This is a genomic window from uncultured Bradyrhizobium sp. (assembly GCF_947648125.1).
Classification (GTDB): Bacteria; Pseudomonadota; Alphaproteobacteria; order Rhizobiales; family Xanthobacteraceae; genus Bradyrhizobium.
Genome location: NZ_CANSMR010000009.1, coordinates 43,740 through 69,551, shown reverse-complemented (window position 1 = coordinate 69,551; position 25,812 = coordinate 43,740). Strand labels below are relative to the sequence as shown.

Here is a 25,812-nt window from a genome sequence, read left to right as displayed (position 1 = left end):
GCCCAGCGACGTCGAAGCTCTTCTGCGCTGCGTCAAACCGTGGCAGCATGCCCCTTCCTGACCGCGAATCCAGGAGAGGACGCCCGTGACCACGCATGCCCATCAGTTGCCGCAACTAACCCGCGCGAACGGCATAGACATCTGCTACGAGATTTTTGGCGATGCGAATGCGGAGCCGCTGCTTTTGATCATGGGCCTCGGCGCCCAGATGATCCATTGGGACGACGAATTCTGTCGCCGGCTTGCCGCGCGCGGTTTTCGCGTGATCCGGTTCGACAACAGGGACATCGGCAAGTCTTCCCGCATGAGCGGCGGCAAGCGGCTGACCGCGCTCGAGCTGCTCAAGCTGCGCTTCCTGAAGATTCCGGTCGCAGCGCCCTACCGGCTGGCTGACATGGCGCGCGACACGATCGGATTGATGGATGCGCTCGGCATCCGCAAAGCGCATCTGGTCGGCGCCTCGATGGGCGGCATGATCGCGCAGGAGGTTGCGATCACCTTTCCCGAGCGCGTGCGCTCGCTGACCTCGATCATGTCGACCACGGGCAATCCGAAGATACCGGGTCCGACCCGCGAGGCGACGGCGGTGCTGATGGCGCCGCCGCCGAAGAGCAAGGAGGAGTATTTCGTCCGCTTCGGCCAGACCTGGAAGGTGCTGCGCAACGGCTCGTTCCCCGAGGATGAGGCGCTGGACCCGGAACGCGCGCGGCGCACCTTTGAGCGCGGCCTCAATCCGGAGGGCGTCGGCCGCCAGCTCCGCGCCATCCTTGCCTCCGGCAGCCGCAAGGAGCGCCTGCGCAGCGTCAAGGCACCGACCTTGGTGATCCACGGCACCGTCGATCCGTTGGTGCATCCCGAAGGCGGCAAGGACACCGCGGTCTCGATCCCCGGCGCAAAGCTCCTGATGGTCGAGGGCATGGGCCACGCATTGCCGATCCCGATGTGGCCGCAGATCATCGACGCCATCGACAAGCACGCGCATGGGGCTGCGGTGAAGGCGGCGTGAGGCCAGAGCGTTTTCCAGCGAAGTGGATACCGGTTCGCGTCAAGAAAACGCGTCAAAACAAGAATCCAGAGCCCCGTTCCGGTCCAATCGGAACGGGGCTCCGGTATCTTCCGGTGACCATGTGAACCTGGAGTGCGTTCTTTCGGGTGACGCACGGAGGCTGTAGAGAGCGCTATCCACCGCGCGGGTCGCGCGCCATCAGCCTCGGGAGTCACCAGATGAAGACCATCCTCCGGCCGCGGACAGCCGTCGCCGCCCTCTTCCTCGCGCTCGCATCTTCCGCCGCGATGGCCGCCACCAGCGAAGCGCAACAGGAAGCCAACCGCAAGGCGGTGCTGGCCTTCTACGAGAAGGGGCTGAACCAGAAGGACGCCGACGCGGCACTCGCCTATGTCGGCAACCGCTACGTGCAGCACAATCCCGGCGCGGCCGACGGCCCCGAAGGCTTCCGCAAGTTCATCGGCTTCCTGCGCGAGAAGTTTCCGAACTCGCATAGCGAGATCAAGCGCTCGTTCGTCGACGGCGACTATGTGATCCTGCACGTCCATGCGGTGCGCGAACCCGGCACCCGCGGCAACGCGATCGTCGACATCTTCAAGCTCGAGGATGGCAAGATCGTCGAGCATTGGGACGTGGTGCAGCCCGTTCCGGAAAATCCGGCGAACAACAACACGATGTTCTGAGGCGCGCCGACCGCAGGCGATAGTGCTCAGTGACTGGACAACAGATTCAGTGTCGTCCCTGCGAAAGCAGGGACCCATAACCACCGAAGCTTATAGTTTCGCACCACTGGGACGACGAGTCCCTTTCATAACACCCGCCGCGGAGTATGGGTCCCTGCTTTCGCAGGGACGACATCGAGTATGTTGCGTCATCGAGAGTCATACGTTCACACTCTCTCAGGATGACGGTGTGAGGGCGTGGGATCGCGCAGCCGGAGCTACCGACTGCGACCAAGCCAGCGCTGGGTCGGAAACAGCTGTACCTGCCAGCGGCGCGCCGCCGCGCCCCACACGCCCCTCGGCATGAACAGCATGATCAGGATGGCGAGCGTGCCGAGCACGACCAGGTACAGGCTGCCATATTGGGCGAGCCAGGTGACGAGCCCCCACAGCAGCAGCACGCCCACCATCGGGCCTTCGATGGTGCGCACCCCGCCGATCACGACGATGAAGATCACATAGGCGGTCCAGTCGGTGACGCTGAAGGCGGCGTCCGGTGAGATGCGTGCCTTCTGTAGATAGACCACCGCGCCGACCATGCCGGTGGCGAACGCGACCGCGATCCACAGCATATGGCGAATCCGCGCGGTGCGCACGCCGACGCTGCGCGCCGCCGCCGCGTTGTCGCGGCTGGCCGCCAGCGCGAGGCCATGGCGCGAGCGGATAAAGGCGTAGATGCCGAGCGTGACCAGCACGGCGAGCAGCAGCGCCAGCCAGTAGACCAGCACGTCGCGCGCGGCCGCCGGACGCAATCCGAGCAGCGCCTGCACCGCCTTCAGCCCGAACATCTGCGACAGTTCGCTCGGCGAGATCGACATCCCGGTGCCGCCGCCGAGCGACTTGAACTGGGCGCAGATCAGCCGCAACGCTTCGGCGGCAACCCAGCTGCCGATCGCGAAATATGGCCCTTCCAGCCGGAACAGCAGCGGTCCGAGCACCGCCGCGATCAGCGCCGCGAACAGCCCGGCCAGCGGGATCGCTGCCACGGGATCGAGCCCGGCCATCACGATGCCGGCGAACAGCGCATAGGCGCCGAGCCCGACAAAGGCCTGCTGCCCGACCGACACCAGCCCACCCCACCCGGCCAGCACGTTCCAGAGCTGCGCCAGCGTCAGCATGGTGAAGACGAAGATGAGATCCTGGATCAGGTTACGCGATGCGATCGCCGGCAGCACGGCGAGCACCACGACCAGCGCGATGCCGGCGACGGCCGCACCGCGCGACAAGCGCGTGCCGACCCGAACTTGCCACACCGGCGCTTCCACCGCGCGCTCCTCCCGGCTTGCCGGGATACGAATGGTTTCAACGCTCATGCCCGCCTCGCCGGAAAGAGGCCGCGCGGCCGCACCATCAGCACGGCCAGGAAGGTGAGATGGCCGGCCAGGATCTGCCACTCCGGGTTGATCCGCCCCCCGATCGCCTGCGCGAGCCCGAGCACGATGCCGCCCGCCAATGTCCCCCACAGGCTGCCGAGGCCGCCAATGATCACGGCCTCGAATGCATAGAGCAGCCGCGCCGGGCCGATCGACGGATCGAAGCTGGCGCGGATGCCGAACACGATAGCCGCAATCACCGACACCGCGAGCGAGAGCCCGACCGCAATCGCATAGACATTGCGCTCATTGACGCCCATCAATTGCGCGATCGCGGGATTGTCGGCGGTGGCGCGGAAGGCGCGGCCGAGCGAGGTGCGATAGAAAATCAGCTGAAGCAGCGCGACGGCGGCGATCGCCGTCACCAGCGCGGTCAGCGGCGCCAGCCCGACGCTCAGGCCAGGAGCCAGCATCACCGACGAGGATTCGAAGGCGCCTGCCTGGAGCCGGCGGCTATCCGCGCCGTAGCCGAGCAGCAACCCGTTCTGGATCACGATCGACAGGCCGAAGGTGACGAGCAGCGGCGGCAGGATGTCGTCGCCGAGCACGCGCTCCAGCACCAGCCGCTGCAGCACGAAGCCGAGCACGAACATCGTCACGACAATCAGCAGGGCCGCGGCCGCAAGCGGCAGGCCGAGCGCCGTGGTGGCGCTGAGCACCAGATAGGCCGCGAGCAGGATCAGATCGCCATGCGCCAGATTGACGAGGCGCATGATGCCGAAGATCAGCGACAGGCCGAGCGCGAACAGCGCATAGACGCCGCCGAGCAGCACGCCCTCGATGATGGTATCGAACCCGCTCATGGCTCCCTCATGCTCCGAAATAGGCCGCGCGGATCGTGTCCTGATCCACATCCTTGGGCCGCCCGCTCAACGTCACCCGTCCCTCCTGCAGGCAATAGAAGCGATCGGCGGCGCGCAGTGCGCGGGCGATGTCCTGCTCGACCAGCACGACCGCGGTGCCGCCCGAACGGATCTGCGGCAGCATGCGGTAGATGTCCTCCACCACAATCGGCGCGAGCCCGAGGCTGATCTCGTCGCACAGCAGGACCTGTGGGTTGGACATCAGCGCGCGGCCGATGGCGACCATCTGCTGCTGGCCGCCCGACAGCGCCGTGACGGCACCGCGCCGCCGCTCCTTCAGCACCGGAAACATGCGGTAGACGGCGGCGAGATCCCAGGGCGCGCTGCGTTCGCCGCCATAGGCGCCGATCAGCAGGTTCTCCTCGACGCTGAGCGAGGGAAACAGCTGACGGCCCTCGGGGACCAGCGCAAGGCCGAGCCGCACGATGCTGGCGGCGGATGCATTGCCGATCGCCCGCCCGCCGAGGCGGATGGCGTCGGGACGGTTCTTCACGAGCCCGGCCAGCGACTTCAGCATGGTCGATTTGCCGGCGCCGTTGGCGCCGATCACCGCGACCGCCTCGCCCTCCGTCAATTCGAAATCGATGCCGAACAGCGCCTGGAAGTCGCCATAGAACGCATCGAGCGCCGTGACATTGAGCAGCGCGGTCATGCCGGGACTCCCATGTAGATGGTCTCGACCTCGCGCGAGCGCATCACCTCGGCCGGTACGCCTTGCGCGACGATCTTGCCGAAGTTCAGCACGACCAGCCGCTGCACTACCGCGAGCAGCGCGTGCACCACATGCTCGATCCAGATGATGCCGACACCTTCGGCATGGATGGTGCGGATGGTCTCGACCAGTTCGTGACATTCAGCATCAGTGAGGCCGCCTGCGATCTCGTCGAGCAGCAGCGTGCGAGGCTTGGTGGCGAGCGCCCGCGCCAGTTCGAGCCGCTTGCGATCGAGCAGCGGCAGGCTCCCGGCGAGCCGATTGGCCTTGGCTTCGAGGCCGGTCAGATCAAGCATGCGGCCGCAATGCTGGACCGCATCCGCCTCCGAGAGGCCGCCGCCGAATTGGGCGGCAACCGCAAGGTTCTCGAACACCGAGAGGTGATCGAACGGCTGCGGGATCTGGAACGAGCGCCCGATGCCGGCGCGGCAGCGTGCCTCGGGCGAGAGAGCCGTGATATCGACGCCATCGAGGACGACGCGGCCGACATCCGGCCGCAGCAGCCCGGTGATCAGGTTGAACAGCGTCGATTTGCCGGCGCCGTTCGGCCCAATCACGCCCAGCGCTTCGCCGGAGGACAGCGTCAGATCGATGGCGTCGGCGACCACGATGGCGCCGAACCGCTTCGAGACGGCATGGAGTTCGAGCATGGTCGCTCACCGCATCCATTTGCTTCGAGGAGATGCGCGGGTGGCCCGCGCATCTCCGATGAACAATTCGTCCGGAACGCGCTTGCTAGCTCAGCGCCTGCATGTCGCCGCCGAGCGGGATCTGCGGCGCCAGCTTGTTGTCCGTGATCACCATGTCGTACCTGTCGCCGTTGAGCCGCCATTGGCCGCCGACCAGCGGCGTCTTGGCGATGTTCTTCGCAGCGAACGGCGGCACCGCGCTGGAGCCGAATGCAACCTGGCCCACGATGGTGTCAAGCTTGGTCGCTCCGATCGCTTTCGCCAGCGCTGCACCATCCGCCGGGTCGCCCGAGCGCTTGATGGCGTCGATCGCGACCTCGAACAGCGAATGCACGAAGCCGATCGGCTGGGTCCATTGCTTGCTGGAGGCCTGCTCATATCCCTTGGCGAGATCGGCGGCGCTGACGCCGCTGAGGCTCGATTTGTAGGGATGCGTCGGCGTCCACCACACCTCGGTGGAGATGTTGTTGCCGCCCTTGCCGAGCGCCTGCACCGATGCCGGGAACAGCAACGCCTTGGCGACCGACACGACCTTCGGCTTCAGCCCCTTCTGCCGCGCCTGATTCCAGAACGTGGTGAAGTCGGGCGGGATGATCACGCCGGTGATGATCTCGGAATCGGCGCCACGAAATGCGGCGATCTGCGAGCTGAAATCGTCGGTGAGATTCTGGAAGCGGCCGGGATCGGTGAGTTTGAAACCCTGCTTGGCCATGACCGGCGGGAAGCCGATCGTGGTGTCGCCCCAGGCGTTGCCATCGGCATCGTTCGGAAACAGCGCACCGACCGACTTGTTGGTCGCGACCTGGCTCCACATGCTGGTGAAGACGCCGATCACGTCCTCGAGCCCCCAGAAATAATGGAAGGTGTAGTCGAACGGCTTCCAGCTCTTGGGGTCGCCGGGATTGGCCTGGCGGCCGATGAAATTGGTCTGCCACGGCGCGACGGTCGAGATGCACGGCACCTGCTCGAGCTCGCACTGCGTCGCCACCGGGTTATTGGTCTCGGGCGTGGCGCCGACCACGATCAGGCTGACATTGTCGCGGGTGATCAGCTCCTTGGCGACTTCGGCGGCGCGGTTCGGATTCGACTGGCTGTCCTTGGTCACCACCTCGACCGGATAGGTCTGCGATCCGACCTTGACGCCATCCTTGATGAACTTGCGGAATTCGCCGAGCACGAAATCGTCGGCTTCGGCGAAGGCAGCGAGCGGGCCACTCTTCGGCGAGACATAACCGATCTTGATCGGCTTGTTGGCGGCCTGCACGGCCGGCGCGAACAACGTGGTCGTGCCTGCGGCGGCGAACCCACCGGCGATGCCTTGCAGCACGCGGCGGCGATCGAAAGACATGACGTTCAAATGGTCCTTGGTCATTTTCCCCTCCTTGCGGCGAGCCGGTTGCATGCCGGCTGCCGTTCATTTCGTTCTGAAAAAGAATTGCCTGCGTCGCGCCCCATCACGCGGCGGCGACGGACTTCGTCTGCGGCTTCGCGCTGCGGCCGAGGATCTGGCCGAACACCTCGAGCAGCACATCGGAGGCGTCAGCCGCCGCCTCTTTGGCGCGCCAGGCGACGTACATATCGGGCCGCACCAGCACGCAGCCGTCCTCGTCGACCTCGCTCTGGCGATACCAGTCGGCATAGATGTCGAGCGCGTCGCAGCCTTGCGGGCCGATGGTCACGACATCGACCGGCAGGCCGTAGGCCTTCTCGACCGCAGCGGCAGCCGCCTTCCAGCCGTCGCCGCCGATCCCGGTGAGCAGCGTGAAGCGGCCCTTGCCGGTGAGATCGAGCGTCGACTTCCGCTCGCCCTGATGCTCGACCCAGACATGCGGCAGGTGCGCGCCGGGCCAGGTGGTGGCCTGATAATAGAGCTCGTGATCTCGGGTGAACGCCGGCATCGGCGTGCCATCGGAGACCACGGCGGTCGACCCGTAGCGCTGGTTCATCTCGACGCCGTGGCAGTTGAACTCGTAGCTCTTGTTGGCGATGGCCTCGTAGAGCTTCTTGCGGCGCGCCTTGCCCTCGGCGCTCGGCGCCTTGCGCGCGGCGATCGCCTTGCGTGCCTCAGCCGGATCGGTCGAGGCGACGAGGCCCACCGCCTCGAAGATCGGCGGGAAGTCGCCGATGCTCTTGTTGGCGCGGGTCACGATCTGCTTGCCCACCGGCTGGCGCTCGGCCGAATAGGTCTCGAGCAGCGACGGCGCCGCGTGACCCTCGAGCACCAGCTTGAGCTTCCAGCACAGATTGAAGGAATCCTGGATCGAGGTGTTGGAGCCGAGGCCGTTGGTCGGCGGATGGCGATGCACGGCGTCGCCGACGCAGAACACGCGGCCCGACGAATAGTGGCCGGCATACATCTCGTTCACGGTCCAGGTCGAGGTGGAGCGTACCTTGACCTCGAGCGTCTCGTCGCCGACGAGATTGCGCACGATCGAGATCGCCTCGTCATTGCTGAGCTTGCGCTCGCCCTGCTCGATGTCATAGCCCCAGATGATCAGCCATTCGTTCCACGGCCGCACCATGCGGATCAGGCCGGCACCGATGCCGCCGATCTCGGCTCCGGGTTGCAGCACCCAGTACAGCACGCTCGGCCGGTGCGCGACATACTTGCTCAGGTCCGCCTGCACGATGATGTTCATGCTGCCGGCGCGGCCCATCTGGCCCTCCATCGGCAGCCCGATCACTTCGGCGACCCGGCTGCGGCCGCCATCGGCGCCGATCAGGTATTTGGCGCGGATCTGATAGGTCTCGCCGGACAGACGGTCCTTGACCGTCGCGGTGACACCGTCGGCATCCTGCACCAGGTCGACGAACTCGGTGTTGAAGCATAAGGACGTGCCGCGCTGGCCGGCGGCCTCGATCAGGATCGGCTCGAGGAAATTCTGCGGCAGGTCGCAGATGCGCGCTGGACTGGCGAGATCGTAATCCGCCTTGCGCGAGGGATGGTTGCCCCAGGAATAGAGCCGGCCGAACTCCTCGCCGGCGAGGCTCTCGCAGAACACGTTGTTGGCCATCAGATGCTGCGGCACGGCCTGCGCGACGGCCTTGTCCTCGAGGCCGAGGTCGCGCAGCACCTCCATCGCGCGCTGGTTGGTGATATGGGCGCGCGGCGTGTCGGCCAGCCAGCCATATTTCGTCACCAGGATGTGCTTGATGCCGTACATGCCGAGCAGCGCCGCCGCGGTCGCGCCGGCCGGGCCACTGCCGACGACAAGGACGTCGGTCTCAATCGGTTTGCTGGTCATGGTCCTCTCCTCCGTCGTCTTGTTGGTTGCGATCGTCATTCCGCGGCCATCATCGGCTGCGGCACCAGGCCGGCGCCTGGCCGCATCTGGAAGTCGTAGGACATCAGGTGCCATGGGCCGGAGACGCGCTCGCCGTTGGGCAGCACCGGCTCGCTGCGCGGCTCGACGCGTGCGATGAGCTCGTCCTTGACGCCGAACACCACGTCGCTGCGCAGATATTCGTCGCCATCGAGGAAGACGTGGGTGATCAGTGGCTCGTAACCCTCGGCCTTGACCAGGAAGTGCACATGCGCCGGCCGCATCGGATGACGCTTCGTGGCGGTGATGAGATCGCCGACCGGGCCATCGGTCGGGATCGGATAGCTGCACGGCAGGATGGTGCGGAAGGAGAAGCGGCCGTCGGCATCGGTGACGAAACGTGCGCGCAGCGATGGGCCATGCGTCGCATAGTCCGCCTTCTGCGAGTCGTAGAAGCCATCGTCATCGGCGTGCCAGACATCGATCTCGGCACCGGCGAGCGGTTGACCGGCGAGATCAGTGACGCGGCTCTGCACGAACATCACTTCACCATCGATGCCTTCCGAGATGTTGGCGCCGTGCGGCGTGACGCGGTGCTCGCCGACATAGAACGGGCCGAGCACCGTGGTCTCGGTGGCGCCCTCGCGCTCGCGGTGATTGACTGCGTCGACCAGCATCGAGACGCCGAGCACGTCGGAGAGCAGGATGAACTCCTGGCGCAGCGGCGTGCAGGTCTGGCCGGTGCGGGTCAGGAATTCGATCGCCTGATTCCATTCCTCGAAAGTGAGCTCGGTGCGTCGCACCAGATCGTGCAGCGACTTGACCGTCTCCTCGATGAGGAACTTCAGCCGCTGGTTCGGCGTGTTGGCGAAACTGCTGATCACCTCGTCCGTGAGGTCATGCTCGTTGAAATTGGCCATCGTGTTGTCCTTTGATCTTGAGATGTCAGTGCTGCACGGGCGCATCGCCACGCCAGGCTGCCGCGATCAATTGCTCGATCGGGGCGCGGTCGATCGGTCTGGGGTTGGCATAGGGGTTGCGCACCGCCATCTCGGCAGCGCGCGCGATGCCGTCCTCGGGCATTCCGATGTCGGAGAGCGCGCGCGGCAGCGCGAGCTGCCGGGCAAGATCAAACAGGCCCTGCGGTGCATCGGCGCTGTGCAGTGCGCGCGCCACGCGAGTCATCGCCTCCGGCGCCGCGGCGGCGTTGTAGGCGGCCGCGTGGGGCAGCACGATCGCGTGGGTTTCCGCGTGCGGCAGGTTGAACATGCCGCCCAGCACGTGGCAGAGCTTGTGATGCAGCGACATCCCGACCGCGCCGAGACAGACGCCGCACAGCCAGGCGCCGTAGAGCGCGTCACGGCGGGCGCCGGGATCGGCCGGCGCCGTCATGATGCGCGGCAGCGCGCGGGCGAGCGCGGCGATGCCCTCCTCCGCCATCAGCGAGGTCAGCGGATTGGCGTCAGGCGCATAGAGTGCCTCGACGGCGTGAGCGATCGCATTCAGGCCGCTGGCGGCGGAGATGTGCGGTGGCAGGCTGACGGTGAGATCGACGTCGTAGATGACGGTGTCCGGCACCAGATCCTGGGAATGCTGCGTGGTCTTGATGCCGTTGCTGGTCTCGCCAAGGATCGGCGTCATCTCCGAGCCGGCATAAGTGGTCGGCATCGCGATATGCGGCAGCCCGGTGCGCAACGACAGCGCCTTGCCGAGCCCGACGGTCGAACCGCCGCCGATCGCGACCAGCCCGTCGATGTCGCGGGACTCGACGATGCGAAGCGCCTCGTTGGTGACCTCGACCGGCGTATGCATGCGTGCGCCGGCAAACAGCCCCGCGAGCCGGCCGCCGAGGCCTGCGCCGAGCCGGCGTCCGAGGTCCTGCTGCTCGCTTGTGGTCAGCACCAGCGCCCGCTTGATGCCAAGGCGCTCGCTCTCCTCGCCAAGCCGCGCCGAGGTGCCGGCGCCGAACACCACGCGATATTGCTGCGAGCAATAGGCAAAGGCGCCCTGGCCGGCATCACCGGCTGCCGCAACGGACGCAATGGATGCCCTTCCGGCATCCGGCATCGCGACACTCATGGCATTTCTCCCAAGCCGGCGAACCGGCAACTTCGTCTTGTTGGGAGAAAGCTAGCGGCGGGCGGCCGCGGCGCGCCTGCACGAAACCGGAGAAAATCTGCACGAAACCGGAAAAATCATCCGCGGGCTCGGGCTGACGCCGTCGGGGGCTAGTGGCTGCGGCGGTATCGCCCCGGCGTCACGCCGGTGAAGCGGCGGAACATGCGCGTAAAATGCTCTTGATGGGAGAAGCCGCAGGCCAGCGCGATGTCGGCAAGGCTCTGCGTCTCGTCGGCGAGCAGCGCCCGGGCGCGCTCGATGCGCAGATTGAGCACGTATTGGTAGGGCGAGACGCCGCTGGTCGCCTTGAACAGGCGCACGAAATATTCGGTGCTGCGGCCGCATAGCTCCGCCAGCTGGTCGAGCCGGATGTCGGTATCGAGGTTGGTGTCGACGAATTCGCGGATCCGCGCCATCTGCCGGTTGCTCAGCAGGTTCGGATGCTTGCCGGCCTCGACGCTCGGCTTGTGGAAATTGATTGCGACGAAGCGGTTGGCGATCGCCTGCGCGATCGGATCGACGAACAGCGACGAGGCCGGCAGGCCGCCGGTGATGGTGTCGCCGATCGCCGCGGCGAGATGCTCCAGCACGGCATCCTGATCGCCGAGCATCGGCGCGAGCCCGCCGATCAGGCTCGCCGCCCCGTCCCGGCCCGCGAACAGATCGGAGCGCAGATAGATGTGAGTGGATTCCAGCGCCTCACGCAGCACCACGTTGCAGGTGTGCCCGGCCGGCAGGAAGAACACCCCGCCGCGCGGAATCTGCCGGGCAACCGACTTGCCGTCCATCACATAGGTGATCTCGACCGGGCCACCCCGGTGCAGCACCATCAGATTGTCCGACAGCGCGTGGAAGTGTCCGTCAAACGGCCGCTCGCGCTGGACCGACGCATACGCGGACGACCAGCCGAGCCCTTCGCTCGAGCCGCGGAATTCGGCCTGGAAGCGGTCCAGGATCCCGTGCGTCTCCTGCACCCCAAAATTCGACGTCGCCTGCATCCGACAGACCAAGGGCTCGAAGCTTCGGTGCCGTCGAGTGAAACCCAAAGGCCCTCGCTTTTCAACACAATCGAACCGAATGGCGCTCCCGGCAGCCTTGCTGCATCGCAATAGCGACGTCGCCTGCTACTCCTTGACCGCGATCCAGATCACGTGGCGCACGCCGCGGCCGCGGCCGGTGGCGCGGACGGCAACCTCGTTGACGGCGAACCCGGCGCGGGACAGCGATTTCGGGAACTTGGCATTCGGACCGGACGACCAGACCGCAAGCACGCCGCCGCGCCGCAACGCAGTGTGAGCGATCTTCAGTCCGGAGATGTCATACAGCGCGTCGTTGGCCTTGCGGGTCAGGCCTTCGGGGCCGTTATCGACATCGAGGAGAATGGCATCGTAGGTGCGCGGATTCCGCTCGATCACATCGGCGACGTCCACCTCCTGAACGCTGACGCGCGGATCGTTCAGGCTGTCGCCGAAGATCTCCGCCATCGGGCCCCTCGCCCATGCGACGACTGCCGGCACCAGCTCGGCCACCACGATTTGTGCATCCGGTCCAAGCACGGCGAGCGCGGCCCGCAGCGTAAAGCCCATGCCGAGGCCGCCGATCAGAAAACGCGACTTTGCGACGTTCTCGATCTTCTTCGCGGCAAGCGTCGCTAGCGCGGCTTCCGAGCCCGACAGGCGGCTGTTCATCAGCTCGTTGGTGCCGAGCATGATCGAAAACTCGCGGCCGCGCCGCATCAAGCGCAATTCGCCTTCGGTGCCGGGAATCCGCGCGGTATCGATCTTTTCCCAGGGAATCATGCGGCGGCTTGTAGCATGGCCCGCACCTTTGCGTAGCCCGGATGGAGCCAACGGGTCGCGCGAACGCGCGCCCGATGACAGGCTCCGCGCAATCCGGGACGGTGTCACACGCGGGTCGACTGACCTCGGATTTCGCTTCGCTCCATTCAGGCTACAAGGGCGCGAGGCTAACCACCGGCCCAGACGTCGAGGACGTAGCGGTTCCTGGTGCCCATCTCCTCGATCCAGCGCGCGGCGGCGTCAGTGTCGGCTCCGCTGCGCTCGCGATAGATCGACATCAACGTCGCCTTGACGTCGGGCTCCATCTTGCCGCCATCGCCGCAGACATAGACGATTGCACCCTTCTCGATCAGGTCCCAGATCCGATCCTTCTGCGCAGCGAGGAGGTGCTGCACATAGGTCTTCGGCCCGTCGGCACGCGAGAAGGCGGTGTAGAGTTCACTGACGCCATCGGCGGCGAACGCCTTCAGCTCGTCCGCATAGATGAAGTCCTGCTCCGGATGACGGCAGCCGAAGAACAGCATCGCCGGGCCCAGCGTTGCGCCCTGCGCCTTGCGCGCGGCGCGCTCCTGCAGGAAGCCGCGGAACGGCGCGAGCCCGGTGCCCGGCCCGATCATGATGATCGGCACGGCGTTGTCGTCAGGCAGGCGGAAGCCGGCCTTGGTCTCCTTGATCGTGGCGTGAACGGTGTCGCCGGCGCGGCGACGCGCCAGATAGTTCGAGCAGATCCCCTTATAAATGCCGCGTCCCGAGCTCGCAGGCGCCTCCACGACGCCGACGGTCACGCTGCAGCGCTGCGCTTCGCCCGCCGGGGACGACGAGATCGAGTAATAGCGCGGCGCCAGCAGCGACAGCATTTCGAGGTAGAGATGGAACGGCAGCTCGCAGGCCGGATATTCCTCGAGCAGATCGAACACCGATTTGCGCCTGGCGAGCACCTCGGTGCGGTAGCGCCCGGCGGAGGCCTCGTCGTCGCCGACATAGGCCATCAGCTTCGGCTTGGTCACCGGGCACCGGGTGTGCTCGGCCATGATCTGGATCTGCTTACGGGTCGCGACCTGCTGCAGCTCGACGAACTCGGTGAGCAGCCGCCCGACCGACACGGCGTTGCCGACCGGCAGTTGCGCCCGGCGGCCTTCCGAGACCTGCAGCCGGATCTGGTCGGCCGGCAGGAAGCCGAACCGGCGCGCGACGGAATCGACCAGGGTCGGATCGTTGCGCGGCACCACGCTGAGATGATCGCCGACGCGATATCTGAGATTGGCCGGCAACTCGACCTCGATATGCCGGGTCGAGCGCTCCGACGGATGGGCACCTTCCTTGTTCTGCAGCTCGTTGTTGGTGAGCACCTTCATCGGCACCGCGCCGCCCTGCGTCACGATGGTGTTGACCGCGCCCTGCGCCACCGGCTCGATCGCGTAGAGCGGCTCGTCCTCGGCGGTGCGGGTGAAATTCCAGTCGATGCCGAATTCCTTGGTCGCGACCTTCGCGGCCTCCGGGAACCATTTCTGGAACTGGCCGTCGAGATCGCTGCGCGCATCGCCCTCGCCGCGCGGATAGACGGCGCGGGCGCCGTGCTTGGTCAGCTGCTCGTCGATGAAGCGCGGCACCGACTGGTAGGTCGCCGCCCAATCGCTGTTGCCGCAGCCGAACACCGCGTAACGCACCTTGGCGAAAGCGTCCTTCGGCAGGTCGCCTTCGAGCCATTTGACGAATTGCGTCGCGTTGTCGGGCGCCGCGCCGTTGTAGGAGGCGCAGATGATCAGGACGCCGCCCTCCTCCGGCAGCTTGCCGACATAATCGTCCAGCGGCCCGAGCCGCACCGCGAAACCATTGATCTCCGACAGATCGGCCATCCGGGTCGCCAGTTCCTCGGCCGAGCCGAGGTTGGAGCCGTAGAGCACCAGCATCGGCGTGTTGTGACCGGGGCGCGTGGTCGGTGCGCGCGGTGCCTTCGGCGCGGCCGCAACCGCGCCCGTGCTGCCGGCGAACGCGCCGCGATCCCTGTCGTCGCGCGGCCGCACCTTGATCCTGAAACCGTCAGGCTTGACCGTCAGCGTCTCCTTCAGGTGCATCTGGTATCGATGCACGTCGAGCAGCTTGAAGCGTTGCAGGATCATGCCGATCGCGAGCGCCGCCTCATGCATGGCAAAGCCGCGGCCGATGCAGGCGCGCTGGCCGTTGCCGAACGGCTTCCAGGCGTTGATCGGGCGCTTGGCCTCCGCCTCGCGGCTGAAATTCTCCGGATCGAACGCATCGGGGTTCGGGCCCCAGACCGAGGGATCGCGATGCAGCGCCATCACCAAGATGGTGATGAAAGTGTTCTTCTTCAGCTTGTACTTGCCGCCGATCATTTCATCGTTGAGCGGCGCGATGCCATAGGCGGGCGCCGGCGGCCACAGCCGCAGCGCCTCCTTCAGGCATTGGGTGATGTAGGTGAGCTGCGTTACCTGCTGATAGGTCGGCTTCGCATCAACATCGGGACCGAGGACGCGATCGACCTCCTCATAGGCCTTCTTCAACACCTCGGGATGCTTCAGCAGCGCATAGATCGTGCACGACAGCAGGCCGCTGGTGGTCTCGTGGCCGGCGATCAGGAAGGTGTTGATCTGGTAGCGGATGTTGACGTCGTCGAGCTGCTCGCCGGTGGCGCGGTCGACGCCGGTCATCATCGCCGCCAGCATGTCCTTCTTGTCGTCGGTTACGCCGGTGTTGCCGCGCCGCTCGGCGATGATCTCGTCGACCATCTTGTTCATGAAGGCGACGTCGTCGGTCAGCGTTTTGCGCCGCTTCTGCATCCACAGACCCTCGAGCGGCAGGCCGCGGGTCATCATGATGGTCTCGAGTGAGCGCACCAGCGATTCCACGAAGGGGTGGTAATCGCGGCGGTAGAACGAATTGAAGCGGTAGTCGAAGCCGCACAGCCCGATGGTGTCGAGGGTCAGCGCCGTCATGTCGTGGACGACCTCGATCTCCTCATCGGCGTTGAGGCGCTCCCATTTCTTGACCAGCTGCTCGGCGATATCGACCATGCTCGGGTGATACGACTGCATGGCGCGGTTGCCGAACGGCTGCATCAGGATGTTGTGCGCCTTGCTCCAGTTCGGCTCCTTGGTGTCGGCGGTGAACAGCCCGTCGCCGCCGACCGCGCGCACCCGGCGCAGCGAGCCGCGCACCGCCTTGTCGAAGCGCTTCTCGTCGGAGAGCTCGTCGACCAGATCGTGACCGGAGACGATCACGATCGGCGCGCCCATCATGTCGAGCCAGAAGATCGGCCCGAGCTCCTTGGAGAGCTTGACCAGATGCTGCACCGGCGCGTTCGAATCCAGCGACAGCATGTTGCCGACCACCGGCTTCGTCGGCGGATGCGGGATCGGACTCAGTCTGTTGCCGGATGCCATGTCGAGATTGCCCCCTGTCCTCTATTCGTCATTGCGAGGAGCTCGCGATAAAATTGCAAAGCAATTTTGCGCTGGAGCGACGAAGCAATCCATCCGTCCTCGCATGCGGACCAATGGATTGCTTCGCTTCGCTCGCAATGACGGCGTTAGTCTCTCGTCCTCACCCAAACCGCTTTCTGCGCCATTCGATCAGCTTGGCGCTGACTTCGTCAGGCTTTTCCTGCTGCGTCCAATGGCCGCTGTCGCGGACCAGATGCTTTTCGAGGTCCGGCACCAGTCTCTCCATGCCGTCGGCGGCCGAGGGCGGCAGCACCGCATCGTTTTCCGCCATGATCATCAGCGACGGCACGCGCACGTGATGGTCGAGCCCCGCCGAGCGTTCCCAGTTGCGGGTGAAGTTGCGGTACCAGTTGATGCCGCCGGTGAAGCCGGTTTTGGTGAAGGTGTCGACGAACACCTTCTTCTCCTCGGCCGACAGGATCGGCGTCCGCGGATCGTGCTTGGCGTCGTAGTTCGCAATCATCTGTGGGAACGCCAGGTTGAGCCGCGCCGAGGCGCCGACGCCGGCGATCGGCTGCTCCTCCGGTGCGCCCGGCGGGCGGGCCGCCGGCTTGCGCATGAAGGCATCGAAGGTCTGCTCCACGCGGCTGCCGAAGATCCGATCGGGCTCACGCGCCGGATCCTGGAACTGGACGATGTACATCTGGTCGCCGAAGCGCTGGCGGAACAGCGCGATCGGGTCCATCGGCGCGCGGTTCAAATGCGGCGTGTTGACGCCGACGACGCCGGCGACCCGCTGATGATGCCTGAGCGGCATCTGCCAGACGACAAAGCCGCCCCAGTCGTGACCGACGAAGATCGCCTGGTCGATCTTGAGATGGTCGAGCAGGCCTACCAGGTCGCCGGTCAGGTGCTCCATGTCATAGGCCTCGACCGGCTCCGGCCGGTCGGTCGCGCCATAGCCGCGCTGATCCGGTGCAATCACCCGGATGCCGGCCTCGCCCAGCGCCTTGATCTGGTGGCGCCAGGAGAACGCCAGTTCAGGCCAGCCGTGGCACAGCACCACGGGCGGCGTGTCGGTGTTGGGGCCTGCTTCGTAAAACCCCATGCGAATGCCGTTCGTCTCGGCGAACTGCAGCGGAGGCATATCGATCATTGACAGGATTCCTATTCGGCCGCGCCTTTGATGTCGGCAGGCGGGGGCGCGAACGCCGCCTCGAGTGCATCGAATTCGAGCGGCAGCATGCCGCACATCACCTGCACATGGGGGATGATGTTGGCGCCGACGATGAAGCCGAAATCAAGCTGATCGCGATAGCTCTGCACGGTGATGTTGAGCGCGATCCCGTGGGTCGAGATCGAGACCGGGAAGATGTGCAACAGCTCCGCGCCGGCCGCGTACAGCGTCTGCCGCGGGCCCGGCACGTTCGACACCGTGATGTTGGTCGCCGGCGGCAGCACATTGGACAGATCAGATCGGCTGTAGAGCAGCGCCATGATCTGCACCAGGATCGGCGCACCGAGCAGCGAGATGTTGGAAACCTGCGGCACCAGGGCGCGCAGCGGATGCGACATCTCCTTGGACTTGGTGGACTGCGCGATGATGGTTTCCAGCCGCTTCTTCGGATCCTCGACGTCGGTCGCGATCGAGCAGATCATGCCGAACACCTGGTTGTTGGATTCGGCGTTGCCTTCCTCGCGCAGCGAGATCGGCACGCCGGCCGTCAGCGACTTGTTCGGCAGCGCGCCCTGGCTGATCAGATAGCGCCGCACCACGCCCGAGGCGAGCGCCAGCACGACGTCGTTGAGCTTGCCGCCCGATGCTTTCGCCAGCGCCTTGGCGCGCGACAGCGAGATCGAGGTGCCGGCAAAGCTGCGCTCCGACGAGATCGCCTTGTTGAGGATGGTCGGCGGCGAGGACATCGCCTGCAGACTCTCGCGCGACCTCGGATCGGCGACCTTGGCGACGACGTCGGACAGGCTCTTGAGCACGGTCGGCATCGAGCCGGCGAACTTCACCGCGCTCTCGATCTGGAACATGGCATTGTCGAACAGGATCGAGCCGAGGTCGCTCTTGCCGGAGCGCGGCAGCTCCAGGCTCTTTTGCGCGGCCGCCGCCGCTTCGAACGGCTGGGTCCAGAGCTGCTGATAGGCGTCGATCAAATTGGCCGCGATGTCACGCGGCTCCTGCGCGACCTTCTTGGCGCCCGGCGGATCGATCTGCCGCGGCACCGGCGTCAGGTCGTAGATCATGCTGGTCAGCGCCGCGCCGGCGCCGCCGTCGATGCAGGCGTGGTGCATCTTGGAATAGAGCCCGATCTCGTTGTCCTTCATGCCCTCGAAGACGTAGAACTCCCAGAGCGGACGGGCGCGGTTCAACAGCTTGGCATGCATCCAGCCGACGATACGCTCCAGCGTGGCGCGATCGTGCGGTGCGGGCAGGCTGGCGCGGAAGATGTGGCGGTCGATGTCGAACTGATCGTCCTCGACCCAGGACGGGTGATCGATGTCGAGCGGCGCCTTCTGCAGCCGCGCCTTGAGGATCGGCGCGACGTGCAGCCGCGAGGCGATCATCGCCTTGAACTCCTCGAAGAAGTCACCCTTGTAGCCGTCGGGCAGCCGGAAGATCGCCATGCTGCCGACATGCATCGGCATTTCCGGCGTTTCCAGATACAGAAACGATGCGTCCAGCGAGGACAGCTTTTTGGCGTCGCTCATGATCTCCTCCCGAGAGCAAATTCACGCGGGCGCCTTGGCGGCGCTTCTCGTCGTTCGGTTAGGATAGTGCCTGTTCTGCCGGTCCATAGGCAATGGCAAAGGGGCCCGAGCGGTCAAAATGCCGGAACTCCCCTTCGGGCTGCGCCAGCCGGTCCGCGATCGCCCACAGCGCCGCGGGGTTGACGCCGAGGCCGAGATGGCTGGCGAAATGCACCTCGATGTTCTCGGCGGTCGCCGACGGCCGCACCCGCGAGGTCCGCCAGTTCACGATGCCGTCGGTGCGGGAATAGATCGAGGTTGCCGGCACCGGCATGTCGCCGGCGATCGCCGCGCGAATCTCGGGGATATCGTCCACCCCCTCGCCGGACAGCAGCTCGTACAGCCGGGTCGCGTTGGTGGCGCGGATGTCGTCGGCGAACGGGCTGCCCAGCGTGATGATGGAGCGCACCAGCTCCGGCATCTGCGACGCCAGGTCGCGCGCATAGACGCCGCCGAGGCTCCAGCCGATGATCGAGACCTTGCGTCCCGACGCCTCATGGACCCGCTTCAGCAGGTCGCGCAGCGCAGCCCGCCTGCTGGAGATCCCGCCGAAATTTCGGCCCATGTTCCAGGCGTAGGCGTCATAGCCCAGCTCCTTCAGATAGCGCCGCATCGGCGCCATCGACAGGTCGCTGGCGAGGAAGCCGGGCAGCGCCAGCACCGGATGGCCGTCGCCCTTCGGCGCCTGCATCAGCAGCGGCGACAGCAGCAGGCTCGAATTCAGCTCGAGCACGCCCCGCGCTTCGGCCAGCATCAGAAACAGGCTGGGTGGGCGCAATCGGCGTTCGGTCGCATCAACGCTCCCTTTCGCGGCCGCCACTATTTCTTGTCCTTCTTGCCCATGCCGCCGAGGCCGGCCATCGTCACGAACATGTCCTGGAAGCGCTCGGCGAGCTTGGGATCGAAGGTGAACCAGCTTTGCATCAACGCTTCCGGCGAAACCTTCTCGATGTTCGACAGCATCTGCTGCTGCAGCCTGTCCATCACCGCGTTCTGCATCGGTGCCACGTCCGGCAGGCCGAAGAACTGCCGCGCTTCAAGGGGCGTACAATCTATCTCGACGTTGACCTTCATATCCGCCTCCTCAAATGCGCCTGGCCCGCCTCAGTATCGCCGGGACGGGGTCGGTCACGCAAGCGAGCCGTACCTGCCCCGATGTACAGTCGGCCTCAATCATCCGTTATGGTCAACCAAACCGTTTGGAACGACGGCTCCAAACCGTTTGGAGCGGCCGGCATCAGCCGGGCTCGGCGGCGATCATTCCGGCGACCGGCAAGCGGCACTCCGAAAGTCGAATGTCACGCGCCCGCACCAGGCCCCTACTCTCATATCGCATTCATTGCGCTGCACCCGCGCGAACCGATTAACCCTTTGGGAAATCGCGCTTGCGCGGCCGGTAAACTCTGGCAACATGCATCAATAATACCAGCCGGACAAAGCAGCCGGCGGACAAAAACGGGGACGCGGGATCACATGTCGGTACGTTGGAGTTTGTTTGCGGCGACTGCCGTCGCGCTGGTTGCCTTTGCCTTGCCGGCATCGGCCCAGACGCTGAAATATGCCAATCAGGGCGAGCTGAAGTCGCTGGATCCGTACACCCTGAAGGAAACCACGACGATCGCGCACCACGCGCACGTCTACGAAGGCCTCACCGCGCGCGACAAGGACCTCAAGATCATCCCGGCACTGGCGGAAAGCTGGGAGACCGTGAGCCCGACCAAATGGCGCTTCCATCTGCGAAAGGGCGTGAAATTCCACAACGGCGACCCCTTCACCGCCGACGACGTGCTGTTCTCCGCCGATCGCGTCCGCGCCAAGGGCTCCAACTTCCTCAGCAACGTCCCGGCCGACGCCAAATTCACCAAGGTCGACGATTACACGGTCGACGTGACGCTGGACTCGCCCAATCCCATCCTGACCTCGCAATGGGATAGCTGGTACATCATGGACAAGAAGTGGTGCGAGGAGAACAACTCGGTTGCACCGACGCCGGCCTCCGCGACCACGCCGAGCTACGCGGCGCTGCACGAGAACGGCACCGGCCCCTTCACGATCGAGAGCCATCAGCCCGGCGTGAAGACCGTGTTCAAGGCGTTTCCGGGCTATTGGCGCAAGCCCGAGCATAATCTCAAGGAGATCATCTTTACCCCGATCGGCTCCGACGCCACCCGTGTTGCCGCGCTGCTCTCGGGCGAGGTCGATGTCATCGAACCGGTTCCGCTGCAGGACATCCAGCGCGTCAATTCCAGCGGCGTCGCCACCGTCATGACCGCGCCGGAGATCCGCACCATCTTCATCGGCATGGATATGGCGCGCGACGAGCTGCTGTATTCCAACGTCAAGGGCAAGAATCCGTTCAAGGACATCAAGGTCCGCGAAGCCTTCTACAAGACGATCGACGTCGACCTGATCAAGACCCGCGTCATGCGCGGCATGTCGACGCCCTCGACCCTGATGATCGCGCCCGAGCTCTATCCGCTGTCGAAGGAGTTCACCCGGCCGAAGCTCGATCCCGATGGCGCCAGGAAGCTGCTGGCCGAGGCCGGCTATCCGAACGGCTTCGAAGTCACGATGGATTGCCCGAACGACCGCTACGTCAACGACGCCGCAATCTGCCAGGCCGTGGTCGGCATGCTGGCCCGCATCGGCGTCAAGGTGAACCTGCTGGCGCAACCGAAGGCGCAGTATTTCGGCAAGGTGCTAAAGCCCGGCGGTTACCAGACCTCGTTCTTCATGCTCGGCTGGACGCCCGCGACTTCCGACTCGCACAACGTGCTGCACGACATCCTCGGCTGCCGCGACGACCCGAAGGATTCGACCCGGGGCGAGGCCAATCTCGGCGGCTATTGCAACAAGGAAGTCGACGCGCTCACCGACAAGGTCCTGGTCGAGAGCGACACGGCCAAGCGCGACCAGTTGATCAAGCAAGCCTACGAGATCGTCATCAAGGATTACGGCTACATTCCGCTGCATCAGCAACCGCTGGTGTGGGGCGTGTCGAAGAAGGTCAAACTGACCCAGCGCGCGGACAACCAGGTGCTGCTCTACTGGGCGACCAAGCAAGGTGAATAGTGGTTGCAGCGAATTGGGTCCCGGAAGCGCAGGCTTCCGGGACCTCTCGGTTTTCGGCCGCGCAAAGCCGCGCGCGCCGGATGTCAAAAGCAGTGAAAGGTAGAGATGCTCGCTTTCACTCTTCGCCGCTTCCTGCAGGCGATCGGCGTGATGCTCGCCGTGGGCATCATCGCGTTCGCGATGTTCCGCTTCGCCGGCGATCCGGTCAACCAGATCGTCTCGATCGACACCTCGGCCGCGCAACGCGCGGAAATCCGGCAGTCGCTCGGCCTTGACGATCCCGTGCTGGTGCAGTTCGGCCGCTACTTCATCAATGCGCTGCAGTTCAAGTTCGGCGTGTCCTACCAGTTCCGCCTGCCGGTCTCTTCGCTGCTGGCGGAACGGCTGCCGGCGACGCTGGAGCTTGCGATCTGCGCCACGCTGTTCGCCATGATCGCCGGCATCCTGATGGGGGTCTATTCGGCGCTGCGCCGCGACACCGTGCTCGCCAAGTTATTCCAGGCGGTATCGCTGATCGGCATTTCGCTGCCGACCTTCCTGATCGGCATCCTCCTGATCTATCTGTTCGCGGTGACCTTGGGCTGGCTGCCCTCCTTCGGCCGCGGCGAGGTGGTCAAGCTCGGCTGGTGGAGCACCGGGCTGCTCACCGTCTCCGGCCTGAAGGCGCTGATCATGCCGGCGATCACGCTCGGACTGTTCCAGATGACCCTGATCATGCGGCTGGTGCGCGCCGAAATGCTGGAGGTGTTGCGGACCGACTATATCCGCTTCGCCCGCGCCCGCGGGCTGACCACGCGCGCGATCCATTTCGGCCATGCGCTGAAGAACACCCTGGTTCCGGTGATCACCGTCGCCGGCCTGCAGTTTGGCTCGGTTATTGCCTTCTCGATCATCACCGAAACCGTGTTCCAATGGCCGGGCATGGGACTTCTGTTCGTGCAGGCCGTGCAAAACGTCGATATCCCGATCATGGCCGCGTATCTGTTGATGGTCTCGCTGATCTTCGTCACCATCAATCTCGTGGTCGACATCCTCTACACCGTGGTCGATCCGCGCTTGCGGTCGACCGTCGGCCGCGCGGCGTGAGGGGCTGACCGATGTCCGACGCCGTCGTCCCCCATCGCTCCGACAATCACCCGCAGGCACCGGCCGGCTGGTTCAGGCGCGCGCTCGACAGCGACATCCTCTATTCGTTCCGCCGTTCCAGGCTGACGATGGTCGCTGCCGTGATCACGCTGTTGTTCTTTGCGCTGGCGATTCTGCGTCATGGCTTGCGGTGCAGAACCCGTTCGATCCGGCGCAGCTGCAGCTGATCAACTCGCGGATCGCGCCGCTGTGGACCGCCGACGGCCAGAGCCCGTTCCTGCTCGGCACCGACGAGCAGGGCCGCGACGTGCTCTCGGCGATCCTCTACGGCCTGCGCATCTCGCTTGCGGTCGGCGTTGCCGGCGTGGTGTTCGCCGGCGCGCTCGGGATCGCCCTCGGGCTGGTTGCCGGTTATTTCGGCGGCGTGGTCGACAGCGTGATCATGCGGATCGCCGACGTCCAGCTCACCTTCCCGGCGATCCTGATCGCGCTCCTGGTCAACGGCGTCGCCAAATCACTGCTCGGCAACCGGCTCGACGAGATGAGCACGCTCGGCGTGCTGATCATCGCGATCGGCCTCAGTTTCTGGGTGCAATATGCCCGCACCGTGCGCGGCTCGGTGATGGTCGAGAAGAACAAGGATTATGTGGCGGCGGCGCAGTTGATCGGCCTGCCGGCACCGACGATCATGCTGCGGCACGTGCTGCCGAACACGATGGGCCCGATCCTCGTCATCGCCACCATCAACCTCGCGCTCGCGATCATTACCGAGGCGACGCTGTCGTTCCTCGGCGCCGGCATGCCCGACACCATGCCCTCGCTGGGCACCCTGATCCGGATCGGCAACAACTATCTGTTCGCCGGCGAATGGTGGATCGTCGCCTTCCCGGGCATTGCCCTTGCCGGCCTGATCCTCTCCATCAACCTGCTCGGCGACTGGCTGCGCGACGCGCTCAACCCAAAGCTCCGATGACCCAGCCTGTTCTTTCCGTGCGTAATCTCGAGGTGGAATTCGTCACCCGCCGCGCGACGTTGCGCGCCATCAACGGCGTGTCGTTCGACATCGCCAAGGGCGAGGTGCTCGGCGTGGTCGGCGAGTCCGGCGCCGGCAAATCGGTCACCGGCCTCGCAGTAATCGGGCTGATTGATCCGCCCGGCCGCATCTGTGGCGGTGAGATCGAGCTGTCGGGCACCCGGATCGACCATCTTCCGCCCGAAGAAATCCGCCGCGTCAGGGGCAAGCGGATCGGCATGATCTTCCAGGATCCGCTGACCAGCCTCAATCCGCTCTACCGGATCGGCGACCAGATCATCGAGACCATTCGTACCCACACCAATCTGAGCGAAAGCGCCGCGCGCCGGCGCGCCATCGATCTTCTGGCCGAGGTCGGCATCCCCGCGCCGGAGAAGCGCATCGACGGCTACCCGCATGAATTCTCCGGCGGCATGCGCCAGCGCGTCGTCATTGCGCTTGCGATCTGCGCCGAGCCCGAGCTGATCATCGCCGACGAGCCGACCACCGCGCTCGACGTCTCGGTGCAGGCGCAGATCATCGCGCTGATCAAGCGGCTCGGCCGCGACCACGGCACCGCCGTGATGCTGGTGACCCATGACATGGGCGTGATCGCCGAGACCTGCGACCGCGTCGCGGTGATGTATTCCGGCCGCATCGCCGAGATCGGCCCGGTGCAGGAAGTGGTACGCAATCCGCTGCATCCCTACGCCAGGGGGTTGATGGGCGCCATCCCGACGCTCGCCGGCGAGGACAAGCGCCTGGTGCAGATCCCGGGCTCGATGCCGCGGCTGTCGGCGATCCCGCAAGGCTGCCCGTTCAATCCGCGCTGCGCATTTGTCTTCGATCGCTGCCGCGTCGAACGCCCCGAGCCGATCCGGCAGGGCAGCCAATCCGTCGCCTGCCATCTGTTCGAGCCGGCGAAGGAGACGGCGGCATGAGCGGGACATTGATCGAGGTCAGGAACCTGCGCCGCGTCTTCGACGTCTCGAAACCGTGGCTCAATCGCGTGATCGAGGGCGGCCATCTCGAATACCTGAAAGCCGTCGACGGCGTCAGCTTCGACATCAAGCGCGGCGAGACGTTTGCGCTGGTCGGCGAATCCGGCTCCGGCAAGACCACGGTTGCGCGCATGGTCGTGGGCCTGCTGCCGCCGAGTTCGGGCGAAGTCGTCATCGACGGCGTCTCGATGACCGATCCGCGGCAGGGCCAGGCGCGCCGCCGGCTACGCCGGCGCATCCAGATGATTTTCCAGGACCCCTATGCCAGCCTCAATCCGCGCTACCGGGTCGCTGCCATCGTGGCCGAGCCGATCCGCGCCTTCGACCTGATCCAGGGCGAACGCGACATCAAGGCCCGGGTCGGTGAATTGCTCTCGCTGGTCGGCCTGCACCCCGACGACGGCCAAAAGTTCCCGCACGAATTTTCCGGCGGGCAGCGCCAGCGCATCGCGATCGCCCGCGCACTGGCGTCCGAAGCCGAGTTCATCGTCTGCGACGAGCCGACCTCGGCGCTCGACGTCTCGGTCCAGGCGCAGATCCTCAATCTGATGCGCGATCTGCAGGACAAGTTCGGCCTGACCTATCTCTTCATCGGCCACAATCTCGCGGTTGTCCGCCACATGGCGAGCCGGATCGGCGTGATGTATCTCGGCCGCATCGTCGAGATCGCCGAGGGCCGGAAGCTGTTCGAGAATCCGCGGATGCCCTACACCAAGATGCTGCTCGGCGCGGTTCCGGACCTTGCGATGTCCGGCCGCCAGCGCATCCCGGTCAAGGGCGAAATTCCCAACCCGATCGATCCGCCGCGCGGCTGCGCGTTCAACCCGCGCTGTCCCCTCGCCTTCGATCTCTGCCGCGAGAAGGCGCCGGAACTGATCGACGGCGTCGCCTGCCACGCCGTCAACAGCCCTGCCGCCGCCGTTCCGGCATGATCACGC

Annotated in this window: 21 protein-coding genes and 1 pseudogene; 7 read left to right on the top strand and 15 right to left on the bottom strand. The window is 65.5% G+C overall.

Translation table 11 applies throughout. The features are described from left to right. The first annotated feature begins 85 nt into the window (after positions 1 to 85). Together Q0030_RS18075 and Q0030_RS18070 are read left to right on the top strand one after the other, a co-directional pair. Positions 86 to 1,006 (top strand): alpha/beta hydrolase, encoded by a 921-nt coding sequence (locus Q0030_RS18075; protein WP_298369689.1) that lies wholly within the window; start codon positions 86 to 88, stop codon positions 1,004 to 1,006. 218 nt (positions 1,007 to 1,224) lie between these two features. Then, positions 1,225 to 1,689, top strand: coding sequence for a nuclear transport factor 2 family protein (locus Q0030_RS18070; protein ID WP_298369687.1), 465 nt, complete (start codon positions 1,225 to 1,227; stop codon positions 1,687 to 1,689). 257 nt (positions 1,690 to 1,946) lie between these two features. On the opposite strand, the gene Q0030_RS18065 is transcribed toward Q0030_RS18070, so the two are convergent. The 15 genes from Q0030_RS18065 to Q0030_RS17995 all read right to left on the bottom strand — a co-directional run bounded on the left by Q0030_RS18065 (position 1,947) and on the right by Q0030_RS17995 (position 19,777). Continuing rightward, the gene (locus tag Q0030_RS18065; protein ID WP_298369685.1) at positions 1,947 to 3,041 is read right to left on the bottom strand and encodes a branched-chain amino acid ABC transporter permease; all 1,095 of its coding nucleotides are present in this window, start codon (positions 3,039 to 3,041) and stop codon (positions 1,947 to 1,949) included. Further along, positions 3,038 to 3,904 (bottom strand): branched-chain amino acid ABC transporter permease, encoded by an 867-nt coding sequence (locus tag Q0030_RS18060; protein WP_298369683.1) that lies wholly within the window; start codon positions 3,902 to 3,904, stop codon positions 3,038 to 3,040. The genes Q0030_RS18065 and Q0030_RS18060 overlap by 4 nt, the downstream gene beginning before the upstream one ends. Positions 3,905 to 3,911: 7 nt before the next feature. Next, the gene (locus tag Q0030_RS18055) at positions 3,912 to 4,616 is read right to left on the bottom strand and encodes an ABC transporter ATP-binding protein (protein WP_298369681.1); all 705 of its coding nucleotides are present in this window, start codon (positions 4,614 to 4,616) and stop codon (positions 3,912 to 3,914) included. Further along, positions 4,613 to 5,326 (bottom strand): ABC transporter ATP-binding protein, encoded by a 714-nt coding sequence (locus tag Q0030_RS18050; protein WP_298369679.1) that lies wholly within the window; start codon positions 5,324 to 5,326, stop codon positions 4,613 to 4,615. Before Q0030_RS18050 ends, Q0030_RS18055 begins: the two co-directional genes overlap by 4 nt. Positions 5,327 to 5,411: 85 nt before the next feature. Continuing rightward, positions 5,412 to 6,713, bottom strand: coding sequence for an ABC transporter substrate-binding protein (locus tag Q0030_RS18045; protein ID WP_298370120.1), 1,302 nt, complete (start codon positions 6,711 to 6,713; stop codon positions 5,412 to 5,414). Between the two features lie 106 nt (positions 6,714 to 6,819). Continuing rightward, positions 6,820 to 8,610, bottom strand: a complete 1,791-nt coding sequence (locus Q0030_RS18040; protein WP_298369677.1) for an FAD-dependent monooxygenase — start codon at positions 8,608 to 8,610, stop codon at positions 6,820 to 6,822. A gap of 35 nt (positions 8,611 to 8,645) precedes the next feature. Beyond that, a complete protein-coding gene (locus Q0030_RS18035; RefSeq protein ID WP_298369675.1) occupies positions 8,646 to 9,548 on the bottom strand; it encodes an intradiol ring-cleavage dioxygenase in 903 nt (300 codons plus the stop codon). Between the two features lie 25 nt (positions 9,549 to 9,573). After that, positions 9,574 to 10,695 carry a maleylacetate reductase gene (locus Q0030_RS18030; protein ID WP_298370118.1) on the bottom strand — a complete coding sequence of 374 codons (1,122 nt, stop codon included), beginning with the start codon at positions 10,693 to 10,695 and terminating at the stop codon, positions 9,574 to 9,576. Positions 10,696 to 10,856: 161 nt separating this feature from the next. Continuing rightward, entirely contained in the window at positions 10,857 to 11,720 is an 864-nt protein-coding gene (locus Q0030_RS18025) for an AraC family transcriptional regulator (RefSeq protein ID WP_298369673.1), read from the bottom strand. A 150-nt stretch (positions 11,721 to 11,870) separates the two neighbouring features. Continuing rightward, a complete protein-coding gene (locus tag Q0030_RS18020) occupies positions 11,871 to 12,545 on the bottom strand; it encodes a spermidine synthase (protein WP_298369671.1) in 675 nt (224 codons plus the stop codon). A 167-nt stretch (positions 12,546 to 12,712) separates the two neighbouring features. After that, positions 12,713 to 15,946 carry a cytochrome P450 gene (locus Q0030_RS18015; RefSeq protein WP_298369669.1) on the bottom strand — a complete coding sequence of 1,078 codons (3,234 nt, stop codon included), beginning with the start codon at positions 15,944 to 15,946 and terminating at the stop codon, positions 12,713 to 12,715. A 160-nt stretch (positions 15,947 to 16,106) separates the two neighbouring features. Further along, positions 16,107 to 17,102 (bottom strand): alpha/beta hydrolase, encoded by a 996-nt coding sequence (locus Q0030_RS18010; protein ID WP_298369667.1) that lies wholly within the window; start codon positions 17,100 to 17,102, stop codon positions 16,107 to 16,109. Between the two features lie 11 nt (positions 17,103 to 17,113). After that, the gene (locus Q0030_RS18005; protein WP_298369665.1) at positions 17,114 to 18,664 is read right to left on the bottom strand and encodes a wax ester/triacylglycerol synthase family O-acyltransferase; all 1,551 of its coding nucleotides are present in this window, start codon (positions 18,662 to 18,664) and stop codon (positions 17,114 to 17,116) included. A 58-nt stretch (positions 18,665 to 18,722) separates the two neighbouring features. Continuing rightward, entirely contained in the window at positions 18,723 to 19,457 is a 735-nt protein-coding gene (locus Q0030_RS18000; protein WP_298370116.1) for an alpha/beta fold hydrolase, read from the bottom strand. A gap of 65 nt (positions 19,458 to 19,522) precedes the next feature. Next, the gene (locus tag Q0030_RS17995; RefSeq protein WP_050404552.1) at positions 19,523 to 19,777 is read right to left on the bottom strand and encodes a DUF6489 family protein; all 255 of its coding nucleotides are present in this window, start codon (positions 19,775 to 19,777) and stop codon (positions 19,523 to 19,525) included. A gap of 399 nt (positions 19,778 to 20,176) precedes the next feature. On the opposite strand from Q0030_RS17995, the gene Q0030_RS17990 reads away from it, so the two are divergent. From Q0030_RS17990 to Q0030_RS17970, 5 genes and pseudogenes are all read left to right on the top strand, one after another. Next, positions 20,177 to 21,775, top strand: a complete 1,599-nt coding sequence (locus Q0030_RS17990) for an ABC transporter substrate-binding protein (RefSeq protein ID WP_298369660.1) — start codon at positions 20,177 to 20,179, stop codon at positions 21,773 to 21,775. Between the two features lie 105 nt (positions 21,776 to 21,880). Further along, the gene (locus Q0030_RS17985) at positions 21,881 to 22,861 is read left to right on the top strand and encodes an ABC transporter permease (RefSeq protein ID WP_298369658.1); all 981 of its coding nucleotides are present in this window, start codon (positions 21,881 to 21,883) and stop codon (positions 22,859 to 22,861) included. An 11-nt stretch (positions 22,862 to 22,872) separates the two neighbouring features. Beyond that, positions 22,873 to 23,834: pseudogene (locus tag Q0030_RS17980) on the top strand (ABC transporter permease). After that, positions 23,831 to 24,814, top strand: a complete 984-nt coding sequence (locus Q0030_RS17975) for an ABC transporter ATP-binding protein (RefSeq protein ID WP_298369656.1) — start codon at positions 23,831 to 23,833, stop codon at positions 24,812 to 24,814. The pseudogene Q0030_RS17980 and the gene Q0030_RS17975 overlap by 4 nt, the downstream one beginning before the upstream one ends. Beyond that, positions 24,811 to 25,806 (top strand): ABC transporter ATP-binding protein, encoded by a 996-nt coding sequence (locus Q0030_RS17970; protein ID WP_298369654.1) that lies wholly within the window; start codon positions 24,811 to 24,813, stop codon positions 25,804 to 25,806. Before Q0030_RS17975 ends, Q0030_RS17970 begins: the two co-directional genes overlap by 4 nt. Positions 25,807 to 25,812 lie beyond the last annotated feature (6 nt).

Bases quoted from the DNA above. Each gene is read 5' to 3' on its own strand.
- Q0030_RS18020 (WP_298369671.1), bottom strand. From the start codon at position 12,545: ATGATTCCCTGGGAAAAGATCGATACCGCGCGGATTCCCGGCACCGAA.
- Q0030_RS18055 (WP_298369681.1), bottom strand. From the start codon at position 4,616: ATGACCGCGCTGCTCAATGTCACGGCGCTCGATGCGTTCTATGGCGAC.
- Q0030_RS18065 (WP_298369685.1), bottom strand. From the start codon at position 3,041: ATGAGCGTTGAAACCATTCGTATCCCGGCAAGCCGGGAGGAGCGCGCG.
- Q0030_RS18035 (WP_298369675.1), bottom strand. From the start codon at position 9,548: ATGGCCAATTTCAACGAGCATGACCTCACGGACGAGGTGATCAGCAGT.
- Q0030_RS18050 (WP_298369679.1), bottom strand. From the start codon at position 5,326: ATGCTCGAACTCCATGCCGTCTCGAAGCGGTTCGGCGCCATCGTGGTC.
- Q0030_RS18060 (WP_298369683.1), bottom strand. From the start codon at position 3,904: ATGAGCGGGTTCGATACCATCATCGAGGGCGTGCTGCTCGGCGGCGTC.
- Q0030_RS18070 (WP_298369687.1), top strand. From the start codon at position 1,225: ATGAAGACCATCCTCCGGCCGCGGACAGCCGTCGCCGCCCTCTTCCTC.
- Q0030_RS17970 (WP_298369654.1), top strand. From the start codon at position 24,811: ATGAGCGGGACATTGATCGAGGTCAGGAACCTGCGCCGCGTCTTCGAC.
- Q0030_RS18040 (WP_298369677.1), bottom strand. From the start codon at position 8,610: ATGACCAGCAAACCGATTGAGACCGACGTCCTTGTCGTCGGCAGTGGC.
- Q0030_RS17990 (WP_298369660.1), top strand. From the start codon at position 20,177: ATGTCGGTACGTTGGAGTTTGTTTGCGGCGACTGCCGTCGCGCTGGTT.
- Q0030_RS18045 (WP_298370120.1), bottom strand. From the start codon at position 6,713: ATGTCTTTCGATCGCCGCCGCGTGCTGCAAGGCATCGCCGGTGGGTTC.
- Q0030_RS18015 (WP_298369669.1), bottom strand. From the start codon at position 15,946: ATGGCATCCGGCAACAGACTGAGTCCGATCCCGCATCCGCCGACGAAG.
- Q0030_RS17985 (WP_298369658.1), top strand. From the start codon at position 21,881: ATGCTCGCTTTCACTCTTCGCCGCTTCCTGCAGGCGATCGGCGTGATG.
- Q0030_RS17995 (WP_050404552.1), bottom strand. From the start codon at position 19,777: ATGAAGGTCAACGTCGAGATAGATTGTACGCCCCTTGAAGCGCGGCAG.
- Q0030_RS18030 (WP_298370118.1), bottom strand. From the start codon at position 10,695: ATGCCGGATGCCGGAAGGGCATCCATTGCGTCCGTTGCGGCAGCCGGT.
- Q0030_RS18000 (WP_298370116.1), bottom strand. From the start codon at position 19,457: ATGCTGGCCGAAGCGCGGGGCGTGCTCGAGCTGAATTCGAGCCTGCTG.
- Q0030_RS18005 (WP_298369665.1), bottom strand. From the start codon at position 18,664: ATGAGCGACGCCAAAAAGCTGTCCTCGCTGGACGCATCGTTTCTGTAT.
- Q0030_RS17975 (WP_298369656.1), top strand. From the start codon at position 23,831: ATGACCCAGCCTGTTCTTTCCGTGCGTAATCTCGAGGTGGAATTCGTC.
- Q0030_RS18010 (WP_298369667.1), bottom strand. From the start codon at position 17,102: ATGATCGATATGCCTCCGCTGCAGTTCGCCGAGACGAACGGCATTCGC.